Origin of the sequence: Streptococcus sp. (genome assembly GCF_030825805.1) — a bacterium.
Classification (GTDB): domain Bacteria; phylum Bacillota; class Bacilli; order Lactobacillales; family Streptococcaceae; genus Streptococcus.
The window spans coordinates 21555-32643 of sequence record NZ_JAPJPF010000017.1; the positions used below are offsets into that span (position 1 = coordinate 21555).

The following is an 11089-nucleotide window of genomic DNA, read 5'->3' on the forward strand; positions in this document are numbered from 1 at the left end:
GTATATCCCGAAATCAAGTCACTGTCATCCGACTCAAGGCCGATTTCCTGTATCAATTGTCCCTTGATACTTAAGTAGTCCTCTACACCGCCCACAGCGGTACTTTTGCAGATCAATCTGCCGCTTTCTCCTGAATTCTTGCCCACAGCTCGTACAAACATAAATCTTATAGTTTCCCTTATCAACTGAAGGGGCATACCGCAAGCCGTCTACTTCTCTAAGCAAGGTCTTGAAGTCCTGATCCTGATGGCGATAGCCCTTTTTCATATAGTAGAGATGGTAGTGACACAACTCATGACGGACAATCTTTCGAAAAATTTCCCAGCCATATATCTCTAGGATTCTAGGATTGAAATCCAGATGGCCATCTTTAGGAAAGAAGCGACCGCCGGTCGAACGCAAGCGAGGATTCCAGATGGCTTGGTGAAGAAAAGGGCGACCAAAATCTTCCAGCGATACTTCTTGAACGTATTTAGTCAGATTCATGTGGTGCCAAGAGGGAAAGATTTACTTTTTCCCGTTCTAAATCAATCTTGTAGACCCAAACGGTCACTAGGTCACCAACTGAAACAACTTGACTTGGATGCTTGATAAATTGCTGGCTCATCTGTGAAATGTGGATCAAACCATCTTCATGAATCCCAATATCGACAAAGGCTCCAAAGTCAACAACATTGCGGACAACTCCTTCTAGTTTTTGACCAATCTTCAAGTCTTTCAAATCAAGAACATCCTGGCGAAGGACAGGAGCATCAAAAGAATCACGTAAATCGCGACCTGGTTTGAGAAGATCTGCGACAATATCTTTCAAGGTTTCAGGGCCAATTTCAAGTTCCTGGGCCATAGAAACCGTGTCAATTTGTTTCAACTTGGCTTGGGCCTCTTCATCCATCTCCTTGATGCCTAGTAAGGTAAAGAGCTTCTTCACTGCAGGGTAACTTTCTGGATGGACCCCTGTACGATCGAGGAAATTCTCACTTTCTGGGATCCGTAAGAAACCAGCTGCTTGTTCAAAAGCCTTGGCTCCCAGACGAGGAACCTTTTTAATCTGTGCCCGAGAAGTGATCAACCCTTCTTCTTCCCGGTACTTCACGATGTTCTCAGAAATGGTTTTATTGAGACCAGCCACGTGAGACAAGAGGGCTGGACTAGCTGTGTTAATATTAACTCCGACTTGGTTTACCACGGTATCGACTACGAAATCAAGGCTTTCAGATAATTTCTTCTGGCTGACATCATGCTGGTACTGGCCGACTCCGATAGATTTTGGATCAATCTTAACCAACTCAGCCAGTGGATCCTGCAAACGACGGGCAATGGAGATGGCTGAGCGCTTTTCAACTGTCAGTTCTGGAAACTCATGGCGAGCCAATTCACTAGCTGAATAGACAGATGCCCCGCTCTCGTTCACAATGACATAGCTGACATTTGGAACTTCCTTGAGAACTTCCGCAACAAAGGCTTCGCTCTCTCGACTAGCCGTCCCGTTCCCGATCGCAATGATTTCCACGCCGTATTGACGAATCAGCCGTTTCAGTTCTTCTTTGGCCGCTTCAATTTGTGCTGGTTTAGCCGGCGCAACAGGGTAAATCACCTGGGTGGTCAACATCTTTCCTGTCTGATCGACAACAGCTAATTTAGCTCCTGTCCGAAAAGCTGGGTCAAATCCCAAGACCACGCGCCCCTTGAGGGGAGCAATCAGCAAAAGGTGTCGAAGATTTTCAGAGAAAAGCTGAATGGCTCCATCTTCTGCCACTTCTGTCAGTTCTGTCCGAATTCGACGCTCCATAGCTGGTAGCATTTTCTTTTTCAGAGCCTGGTTAATGACTTCTTCAATGTAGCTATTATTCGATTTAAATCGGGCTTCAAAGTGACGAATCAAACGGTCTACAGGATGCTCAAATCCAACCTTTAATACCCCTAATTTCTCTCCACGGTTTAAGGCCAGGGTTCTGTAGCCCTGCATGTTTGCAATCTTCTCAGAAAAATCATAATAGATTTGGAAGACTTGCTTCTCGTCTTTGCTTTCATCCTTGAGACTAGAGGTGATCAAAGAGTGTTTGCGAATCTCCTGGTAGGTAAGGTTGCGCAATTGTGGATCTTCAGCAATGGCTTCGACCAAGATATCGATAGCACCAGAGATTGTATCCTTTACAGTTGGAAATCCTTCAGATAGGAATTCTTCTGCTGCTGTTTCCAAGTCCTTTTGATCTTGCAGAATCATCCGAGCAAGTGGAAAAAGTCCTGCCTCACGCGCAATGGTTGCCTTGGTCCGGCGTTTTTCCTTATAGGGAAGATACAATTCTTCCACATCCGCCAATTTTTCAGCTTGCTCAATTGCTTCTTTTAAGGCTGGGGTCAGTTTCCCAAGCTCTTCAATCTTAGCAAGAACCGTTTCTTTCCGATCGGCTAAGGCTGTTAAAGACTTGTCCATGTCGATAATAGCTTTGATGGCTACTTCATCTAAATTACCCGTAGCATCTTTCCGATACCGAGCGATAAAGGGGATGGTGGATCCCTCTGCTGTCAAGGTCAAAACAGTATCAATTTGTTTGAGACTGACGCCCAATTCTTGGGCTATTTTTTCATATTTTTCCATAGCTTCTATTATACCATAGAAGGCCTTCTATACTGCTTTTTCATCTTACTTTTAGACTTGATTTTCCCCTATTTTATGAGAATTTGATATAATGAGAAAAAAAGAAAAGGAGACCTATCATGGCGATTAAATTTTCAAAAACAGACGATTTAGACAAACTCTTTGAGGAATTTGCTGTCTTACCAGATCCCCCTCAAGTCACTTTACCAGATGACAAGAAGAATGAAACAACAGGGGAAAAAGAGCAGAAGGATTCTAACAAATGAGTTTCTTCCAACAGTTGCCAACCAGTGTCCTTCAGGCTGGAGCGATTTTTCTTTCGATTATGATTGAAGCCCTTCCCTTTGTTTTAATTGGAAGTATCATTTCAGGGGCGATTGATGTCTACATCACCCCTGAAAAAATCTACCGAGCCCTTCCCCAAAATAAATGGGGGAGAATTCTATTTGGGACCTTGATTGGCTTTATTTTCCCTTCCTGTGAGTGTGGCATCGTCCCCATTATCAATCGTTTTTTAGAGAAGAAGGTGCCCAGCTATACAGCTGTGCCCTTTCTAGTGACAGCCCCGGTTATTAACCCCATTGTCCTCTTTGCCACTTATTCTGCCTTTGGCAATTCTATTCAAATGGCTCTCTTACGAGCGATCGGCTCTATCCTGGTAGCGACTGTTCTGGGGATTTTCCTAGGATTTTTCCAAACAGCTTCTATTCAACGGGCCAACCGCAAGGAAGTCCATATTCATGACTTTTCAAAACTATCTGCCGGTCAACGCTTCTTCCAAGTGTTTGTGCAGGCCATTGACGAGTTTTTCGACACTGGACGCTATCTGGTCTTCGGTTGTTTATTTGCCAGTGTGGTTCAGGTTTATGTGCCAACTCGCGTGCTAACTTCTATTTCAGCGACGCCACTCCTAGCCATTCTCCTCCTTATGCTTCTCTCCTTCCTCCTCTCCTTGTGTAGTGAGGCGGACGCCTTTATCGGCTCTTCCCTTCTCTCGAGTTTTGGCTTAGCTCCCGTTTTAGCCTTTCTGGTTATCGGACCTATGCTGGACGTCAAGAACCTCTTGATGATGAAGAATTATCTGACCAATCGCTTTATTGTCCAATTCATTAGCATCGTCAGTCTCGTTGTCTTGGTTTATGCTTGGTTTGTGGGGGTGGTCCTATGATTCGATTTCTCATTTTAGCAGGGTATTTCGAAATTACGATGTATTTGCAGCTTTCTGGTAAGCTCAACCAATACATCAATATGCACTATTCCTATTTAGCCTATATCTCTATGATTCTTTCCTTCCTCTTGGCTGTCGTCCAGCTCTATATTTGGATGAAGAATCTGCCCGTTCATAGTCACCTTGCCAGTAAAAAAGCCAAAGTCATGAGTATTCTTCTGCTCCTGATTCCCTTGATTGTAGGGATCGGCTTCCCGACTGTGACCTTGGATTCCCAAACGGTTTCAGCCAAGGGCTATCATTTTCCCATCGCGGCTGGCTCTTCAAAGGATATTCAAAACGACGAAGGAACAACCAACCAATACCTCAAGCCTGACACTAGCAGTTATTTTACCAAGTCTGCTTATGAATCCGAGATGAGAGCTGCAGCTAAGAAGTACCTCAAACAAGATCATATCCAGATCACGACAGAAAACTATATGGAAGTCATGGAAGTGATCTATGACTATCCAGATGAATTTGCTGGAAAAACCTTTACCCTAACCGGCTTTATTTATAAGGACCCTCAGGATCCGGGTAGCCAGTTCCTTTTCCGTTTTGGGATTATCCACTGTATCGCCGACTCAGGAGTCTATGGTCTCTTAACCAAAGGAGCCTCCCAAACCTATGACGATAATACTTGGGTCCAAGCTACTGGAACTCTAAAGATCCAATACCATAAACAACTTGGCCAAAGTCTTCCTGTCTTAGATATAAAAGAAGCCCACTCAGTAGAAAAACCTACTAATCCTTATGTCTATCGGGTCTTCTAAAGGCTGTTAAAACTCTCTAGGTTGTGACCTTTTGGTCCAACCTTTTTTTGTGCTTTCTTCTCCTTTTCTTTCCTATTTTAAAGTCAGAATCCTTTTACATTCAAAGGGAAATTTTCTGAATTTTATGGTAAAATATGGTTTATCAAGTTAGAAAATAGGTATGAACATGTCATCAAAAGTTATTATTACAATTTTCGGTGCTAGTGGAGATTTGGCTAAACGCAAGCTTTACCCTTCACTTTTTAGACTTTACAAATCAGGTAATTTGTCTGATCATTTTGCTGTTATTGGAACTGCTCGTAGACCTTGGAGTAAGGAATATTTTGAGTCTGTTGTAGTCGAATCCATTTTAGACTTGGCAGATAGCGCAGAAGAGGCTCAAGCGTTTGCTAGTCATTTTTACTATCAAAGCCACGACGTTAATGATACCGAACATTATATCGAATTACGCAAGCTTCAGGCTGAGTTAAACGAAAAATATCAAGCTGACCACAACAAGCTCTTCTTCCTCTCAATGGCACCACAATTTTTTGGTACCATTGCCAAACACCTCAAGTCAGAGCAAATCGTTGATGGTAAAGGCTTTGAACGTTTGATTGTTGAGAAACCTTTTGGTACAGACTATGCTACTGCAAGCAAACTAAATGAAGAACTCCTAGCAACATTTGACGAAGAACAAATTTTCCGTATCGACCATTATCTTGGTAAGGAAATGATTCAAAGCATCTTTGCTATTCGCTTTGCCAATATGATTTTTGAAAATGTTTGGAATCGTGAGCATATCGATAATGTTCAGATCACCTTTGCAGAACGTCTAGGTGTTGAAGAGCGTGGTGGCTACTATGATGAATCAGGTGCTCTTCGTGACATGGTTCAAAACCATACCCTCCAACTTCTGTCACTCCTTGCTATGGACAAGCCAGCAAGCTTTACAAAGGATGACATTCGTGCGGAGAAAACCAAGGTCTTCAAGAACCTTTACCATCCAACTGATGAAGAACTAAAAGAACACTTTATCCGCGGTCAATATCGTTCTGGTAAAGTTGATGGTATGAAATACATTTCTTACCGCAGCGAACCAAATGTGAACCCTGAATCTATGACAGAAACCTTTGCTTCAGGTGCCTTCTTTGTAGATACTGACCGCTTCCGTGATGTACCTTTCTTCTTCCGTACAGGTAAACGCCTAACTGAAAAAGGAACTCACGTGAACATTGTCTTCAAACAAATGGATTCCATTTTTGGAGAACCCCTAGCACCGAATGTGCTTACCATCTATATCCAACCGACTGAAGGATTCTCTCTCAGTCTTAATGGTAAAAAGGTAGGGGAAGAGTTTAGCCTTGCGCCAAGTTCTCTTGACTATCGAACAGATGCGACTGCTACAGGTGCTTCACCAGATCCATATGAAAAATTGATCTACGATGTTTTAAATAACAACTCAACAAACTTTAGCCACTGGGATGAAGTGAGTGCATCATGGAAATTGATTGACCGTATTGAGAAGCTTTGGGCTGAAAACGGTGCTCCCCTTCATGACTACAAGGCTGGTAGCATGGGACCTCAAGCTAGCTTTGATTTACTTGAAAAATACGGAGCCAAATGGACATGGCAACCTGATTCAAAGCACTGATCAAAGAAGCGACGTCCTCCATTACGTTTATGACAAAATCGGACTCATTCAGAAAGCTCGCAACAGTCAAACCGGTTGCAGCGAAACCTTCGCCTTCGACCCCGCCCACAACATCCTTTCCGACAAAGCAGCCGAAGGGAAGGGCGACAACCTTACCAGCTGCAACCGCCTCAAAGAATACAACGGCATCGAATACACCTACGACAACTAAACGGCAGGGATTAATTTCTAGGAAATAGGCAGCAAGATTGCCTAGAATTATTGGTAAATGTTCCTAGTTTTATTAATGTAAATATATTGGAAAGGGTTAATATGACCTACTTAATTAAGCCATATGAATCAATTGGTGATTTTGTATTTGGTACTTCTCTTGAGGAAATACAAGAAAAATATGGAAAACCAGCAAGAATGGTTGAAGATAATATTATGAATAATAAGGTGGAATATAGAAATGCTTGTGAGTTAGTTTATGAAAACAATAAATTGGTTTATGGGTATTGCTTAAAAGATTCTAATCCCATATTAGGAGATATTGAAATATTTAAAAATTCAATCGAAATTCTTAAAGCCATCGATTCAGAATTTATCGAAGGAAAAAAATATATTCTTTTTAAGAATCTCGGAATTTGCATAGGAGGTATGACAGGGAAAAAAATTCCTGAAGGTAAGTTATTAATTGCATTCGATAAAAATCACTTTGATTTTTTTGAATGTTTTATCGAGGTTTAATCGAACTGTAGCCAATGAAACTTCTAATTCCGATGTAGAGTAAGCCGCAGCCTACACAAAACCTCCAATCCTGACGCAGGGAATGTGCGGTACGCACGCATACTGTTTTGTATTTCAGACAACCTTATATATTGCGCTCCATGAAATAATCTGATTTTGCATCATTATAGTAGAAATACGGCGCAAATAATACTGAGAGATTTACATAGTGTCATTAGGCATACTGGTCCTGCAAGTGTCATGCGTAATAAGAAGAAAATCGGAAGAACATGTCCATAAACTTTAACTGGAGTAAACATTATGAGTACAAGAATGCAAACTTTAATAGAAAAAATGGGTGGAGTTGTAAGGGTCGGAGCAAAGCCTTTCGCTCCTTTATCACGAGAAATAATGTCAAAATTTCTAGATATTGATAGAAAAGAATTTTCTGATTATTTAGATTATTTGACGTGTTTTGGAGGAGAGACATATCTAAATGAAGTATTTTATAAATTAACCATGTATGACAATGGGCTACCAAGCTATTGTTATCCCCCTGATTCACCGATAGAAAATGTTGTAATAAAGAAAGGGGAATTTGGTTGTTTCTATGGAGAAGGGGAATCGTATCAAACTGGCTATTCATTGAGCGGAGCTATAAAAAAAATGGAAAATAGGATTCCTACAAATTTTTTACCTATTGCTGAGAATAACTACGGAGATAGGATATGTCTTTGTATAAAAGGGGAAAAAATAGGAAAAATTTTTTATTGGTACCATGAAAACGAATGGGATGAAGAAGATTATTTGGATGAATTTGGTGTACAAATGCCTGAAGAAGTAAAGATGCAAAATATGTATTTAGTCGGAGAAGATTTGTATGACTGTTTTAATCGTATGGTCTTAGAAGAAGAATAATTATTTGAAATTATCCGATTATCATAGGAGATTATCATGGATATGACATTATTTAATTTTCGGACATTTTGGGAGGCAAACTCTGATGAAGACTATCGTGAAGATATTATCAGAATGTCTATTGCACTTATGACATTTCTTAAAAAGAATGGTTTACTTGTTGATATTGATCCTTTTAATGAGGACGGTTCTATTAAAGAAAATATCGTTATTAGAAAATCTAATGTAACTGAGGAAGGATTCCAATTATTTGTTAAACCAGTAAATAATTGGTGGGATGCTTTGGATAGGGGGACTCCTCCCGAGAAAGTTACTATTTTGGAGAATGGCTTGAAAAAAATTCGTGGTGCGAACAAGTAATTTTATATTTTCAGACGGCCTCAATATCGCTTTTGAGGCCGTCTGAAATATTCGTTCTTTAAAAATCTCATCACTAGTCAGCGTGAAGGTCGTTTGGGACGGCAACTACACCTCTATCTACACCGACCCAGACTCCTATGAGCCTTTAGCACAAGTTCGCGATTGAACAACCGAAGACAGATAAAGTCGCCAACAAACCCACTACTTCCACTGCCACCAAATCGGCATCTCAAGAGAGATGACCGACATTCATGGTAATCTCCTGTGATACGACGAATATACCGCTTGGGTTGTTGGGTGGAGATAACCTATATCATCTAACACCTAATGCAAATAATTGGATAGATCCTTTAAGATTGTACTAGATGAATATTCCAAAAAATCATGGAGTAACTCAGAAATCTCATATTATCAATGTGCATTGCCACCATATTATTTTTAAAGGATCATTTGAACACTCTCCTAGTATGAACGCAGCATTTATTCGTTCAAGAGGCATAGCAAATAAATATAATATCCCATTAAACTATGATGTTAAAAACATTAATGTTAATAGAGAATGATTGATATCAAAATTTCAATGAAAGGAAAATCAAAATGAATATTTTAAGTAATTCTATAATTCAAGATTTAATTCAGAATGTATATAAAGGAGTTACAGAGACATTTAACTATGTATTAGAGAGAAATAATTCTAATGATGTTTTTGCTTACTCATTATATATTGATGACTATTGCTCATATCTAGGTTGGGCTGCTAACACTATTTCTCACTACGAAATAGAAAGACTAAACTACCCAAAAGAAGAACATCCTTTTATTAAATGGTATTACCCTCAATTTGCAATAGGGCTTGGAGAGGTTCCTGAGAAAATAGATAGTATATTCAATAATGAGATTCAAAATATTCTTAATGATGCAAATGCATCAATAACAGAAAATAATTTTGAGCAATATCAGGCGGAAGTATATGACTCAATTATAGAAGGATTTAAAAAAGCGATAACAAGTGTAGATAAGGAAAAAACAAAAAATGCAATATTTTTTGTTTCTATTGCAGATAGTGATAATACAGAAATTATGGAAAATTATTCTGCTGAGCAATTGAATTCATATGAAAAGTTCATTACGTTCAAAAACAGATTTCAAAGCAAGTCGTAGCCCGTACGAAACCTCCAATCCCGACGTAAGTGTGCGCGGTACGCACGTAGCTTCTGTTTTTCAGACGACCTCACTATCCTCTTTAAGGTCGTCTGAAATATGGGTTCTTTAACAATCTCGTTACCAGTCAGTTACAATATGTAGTTTCTCGAGGAGCATTATTATATTATGGAAATTAAAAAAGAGTCTAACGACTATATTATTAAATTAAACAACCATGAAGCCTTAGTTTTTTTTGAATGGCTTGTTAAGTTCGTTGAAAATAATGAAATTATTGATGAAGCTGAGCAAAAAATACTATATGACTTAGAATGCTTATTAGAATCCACATTAGAAGAACCTTTTATGGAGAATTATAAAGATCTAATACATATAGCTAAAAAATCTATTATCAATAATTAGCAAGCTGTAGATTGAGACGAACCTCAACAAATTGGTTAAAGCCCAAATCTTTAAAAAAGACGGCAGCAAAGAGACTTGGGCCTATACCTACGACGCCTTGGACAGAAGGATAGGCAAAGGTTCTCTGAAAGATGGAGAAGTTTCAGGAATGTCATTCCCGCATGATTTAAGCGGGAGCTGCCAGAAAACCCACTACTTCCACTCCGATCAAGTCGGTATACCGCGTGAGAAAACCGACATAAACGGCAATCTGTTGTAGTACGGCGAATACACCGCATGGGGTCGTCTGAAAAAGGATAATCGAGTTTATAATGATGCGGCACTAAATCTAGATGGAACTATTCACGATAAGCATCGAAGAATCCTCCCATTCTCCAAAGATGATAGAGATTTCTTATTTTGCCAAGGATGGAAAACATAATGGAATACTTAAAACTATTAACAAAGTTAGCAAAAACTGAAAAATCATATCAGTATGATGAAATAATTAAATTACTTAAGCATCCTGTTGAATTTGAGGAAATTCCTTTGATTACTAGAACTGGAAGAGAAAAACCATTTTTGAAAATGCTATCCCCAAAACAGTTGAATTTGTTCTTTTTAAATACTGCGATATTTTACATTAATAATATAAATTTAATGGCAAAAGATATTTTGATAGATAACGATTTATCAATATGTATAACATACCCGGATATAAGTTTTGAATTACATAATCTATATAGTTTTTATATACCTAACATCTGTATTTATAGATCGAAATATGAAAATACATTTAAAAATTATCCAGTCTTAAATTTAGAAAATTTCTCATGGTTACATGAATATTCATCTGATTTTAATTATAAAGACATTTTTAACATTGTTTACTCTAAATTTGATGACGGTTTTGGCCATGAAATTTTTAGGGTATTTATATTAAAAAAGGAGGATATTTAAAACAAGCGTAAATAGAAATAGCCTCCTCCTAACGCATACATTAAGGTTTTATGAACCCCTAAACCCTCACTCACCCAGCTTTCAGACGACCCCATCCCCAACAGAAGCAAGCCGCCAACAAGCCCACTACTTCCACTACGACCAATTCGGGATACCGCACACCAACCCTTCCGATTGCAAAACTTCCTTGTCCACACTGGCATGTAGCTACTGCCAAAATGGATAGAATTCTTATTCAAAAAAGAAATAATGGGAATGGTGCATTTTCTTGGAAGTCCTACAAAGATAATGTAACCGTACAACATAGGAAATAGTATCATGACAACTTTAGAAGATAAGATCTTTACTTTAAAACAGAATCATTTAATGAAAAAAATGAAAGAAATTCA

General features: G+C 39.0%; 14 protein-coding genes. 11 read left to right on the forward strand and 3 right to left on the reverse strand.

What is annotated here, in order from left to right:
* Positions 1–33: 33 nt before the first annotated feature.
* Both RCH62_RS04125 and RCH62_RS04130 read right to left on the reverse strand, forming a co-directional pair.
* Positions 34–486, reverse strand: coding sequence for a SprT family protein (locus RCH62_RS04125; protein WP_306474683.1), 453 nt, complete (start codon positions 484–486; stop codon positions 34–36).
* Positions 473–2599 (reverse strand): Tex family protein, encoded by a 2127-nt coding sequence (locus RCH62_RS04130; RefSeq protein ID WP_306474684.1) that lies wholly within the window; start codon positions 2597–2599, stop codon positions 473–475. Before RCH62_RS04130 ends, RCH62_RS04125 begins: the two co-directional genes overlap by 14 nt.
* Positions 2600–2718: 119 nt before the next feature.
* Between RCH62_RS04130 and RCH62_RS04135 the strand changes: the two genes are divergently transcribed.
* The 11 genes from RCH62_RS04135 to RCH62_RS04180 all read left to right on the forward strand — a co-directional run bounded on the left by RCH62_RS04135 (position 2719) and on the right by RCH62_RS04180 (position 10700).
* A complete protein-coding gene (locus tag RCH62_RS04135; protein ID WP_306474685.1) occupies positions 2719–2865 on the forward strand; it encodes an SPJ_0845 family protein in 147 nt (48 codons plus the stop codon).
* Positions 2862–3767 (forward strand): permease, encoded by a 906-nt coding sequence (locus RCH62_RS04140; protein WP_306474686.1) that lies wholly within the window; start codon positions 2862–2864, stop codon positions 3765–3767. Before RCH62_RS04135 ends, RCH62_RS04140 begins: the two co-directional genes overlap by 4 nt.
* The gene (locus RCH62_RS04145; protein WP_306474687.1) at positions 3764–4579 is read left to right on the forward strand and encodes a TIGR03943 family protein; all 816 of its coding nucleotides are present in this window, start codon (positions 3764–3766) and stop codon (positions 4577–4579) included. Before RCH62_RS04140 ends, RCH62_RS04145 begins: the two co-directional genes overlap by 4 nt.
* A 166-nt stretch (positions 4580–4745) precedes the next feature.
* Complete coding sequence (gene zwf / locus RCH62_RS04150) at positions 4746–6212, forward strand: glucose-6-phosphate dehydrogenase (protein WP_306474688.1); 1467 nt, start codon at positions 4746–4748, stop codon at positions 6210–6212.
* Positions 6213–6524: 312 nt separating this feature from the next.
* Positions 6525–6941, forward strand: a complete 417-nt coding sequence (locus RCH62_RS04155) for a CTP synthase (protein ID WP_306474689.1) — start codon at positions 6525–6527, stop codon at positions 6939–6941.
* Positions 6942–7241: 300 nt separating this feature from the next.
* Positions 7242–7838 carry an SMI1/KNR4 family protein gene (locus RCH62_RS04160; RefSeq protein WP_306474690.1) on the forward strand — a complete coding sequence of 199 codons (597 nt, stop codon included), beginning with the start codon at positions 7242–7244 and terminating at the stop codon, positions 7836–7838.
* Positions 7839–7874: 36 nt separating this feature from the next.
* Positions 7875–8198, forward strand: coding sequence for a DNA polymerase III (locus RCH62_RS04165; RefSeq protein WP_306474691.1), 324 nt, complete (start codon positions 7875–7877; stop codon positions 8196–8198).
* Between the two features lie 597 nt (positions 8199–8795).
* Positions 8796–9359: a DUF4303 domain-containing protein gene (locus RCH62_RS04170; RefSeq protein ID WP_306474692.1), complete on the forward strand. Its 564-nt coding sequence runs from the start codon at positions 8796–8798 to the stop codon at positions 9357–9359.
* Positions 9360–9527: 168 nt separating this feature from the next.
* A complete protein-coding gene (locus RCH62_RS04175) occupies positions 9528–9761 on the forward strand; it encodes a hypothetical protein (RefSeq protein ID WP_306474693.1) in 234 nt (77 codons plus the stop codon).
* A 31-nt stretch (positions 9762–9792) separates the two neighbouring features.
* Positions 9793–10020, forward strand: coding sequence for a hypothetical protein (locus RCH62_RS08450; RefSeq protein WP_373689707.1), 228 nt, complete (start codon positions 9793–9795; stop codon positions 10018–10020).
* Positions 10021–10181: 161 nt separating this feature from the next.
* On the forward strand, positions 10182–10700 hold the full coding sequence (locus RCH62_RS04180) for an Imm15 family immunity protein (RefSeq protein ID WP_306474694.1): 519 nt from the start codon (positions 10182–10184) through the stop codon (positions 10698–10700).
* A 70-nt stretch (positions 10701–10770) separates the two neighbouring features.
* Here RCH62_RS04180 and RCH62_RS04185 read toward each other — a convergent pair whose 3' ends face one another.
* Positions 10771–10917, reverse strand: coding sequence for a hypothetical protein (locus RCH62_RS04185; RefSeq protein ID WP_306474695.1), 147 nt, complete (start codon positions 10915–10917; stop codon positions 10771–10773).
* Positions 10918–11089: the final 172 nt, after the last annotated feature.

What these genes read in the sequence shown, in the direction of transcription:
- RCH62_RS04175 (WP_306474693.1), top strand. Translation starts at nt 9,528, where the DNA reads ATGGAAATTAAAAAAGAGTCTAACGACTATATTATTAAATTAAACAAC.
- RCH62_RS04145 (WP_306474687.1), top strand. Translation starts at nt 3,764, where the DNA reads ATGATTCGATTTCTCATTTTAGCAGGGTATTTCGAAATTACGATGTAT.
- zwf (WP_306474688.1), top strand. Translation starts at nt 4,746, where the DNA reads ATGTCATCAAAAGTTATTATTACAATTTTCGGTGCTAGTGGAGATTTG.
- RCH62_RS04125 (WP_306474683.1), bottom strand. Translation starts at nt 486, where the DNA reads ATGAATCTGACTAAATACGTTCAAGAAGTATCGCTGGAAGATTTTGGT.
- RCH62_RS04130 (WP_306474684.1), bottom strand. Translation starts at nt 2,599, where the DNA reads ATGGAAAAATATGAAAAAATAGCCCAAGAATTGGGCGTCAGTCTCAAA.
- RCH62_RS04180 (WP_306474694.1), top strand. Translation starts at nt 10,182, where the DNA reads ATGGAATACTTAAAACTATTAACAAAGTTAGCAAAAACTGAAAAATCA.
- RCH62_RS04155 (WP_306474689.1), top strand. Translation starts at nt 6,525, where the DNA reads ATGACCTACTTAATTAAGCCATATGAATCAATTGGTGATTTTGTATTT.
- RCH62_RS04135 (WP_306474685.1), top strand. Translation starts at nt 2,719, where the DNA reads ATGGCGATTAAATTTTCAAAAACAGACGATTTAGACAAACTCTTTGAG.
- RCH62_RS04170 (WP_306474692.1), top strand. Translation starts at nt 8,796, where the DNA reads ATGAATATTTTAAGTAATTCTATAATTCAAGATTTAATTCAGAATGTA.
- RCH62_RS04160 (WP_306474690.1), top strand. Translation starts at nt 7,242, where the DNA reads ATGAGTACAAGAATGCAAACTTTAATAGAAAAAATGGGTGGAGTTGTA.
- RCH62_RS04140 (WP_306474686.1), top strand. Translation starts at nt 2,862, where the DNA reads ATGAGTTTCTTCCAACAGTTGCCAACCAGTGTCCTTCAGGCTGGAGCG.
- RCH62_RS04165 (WP_306474691.1), top strand. Translation starts at nt 7,875, where the DNA reads ATGGATATGACATTATTTAATTTTCGGACATTTTGGGAGGCAAACTCT.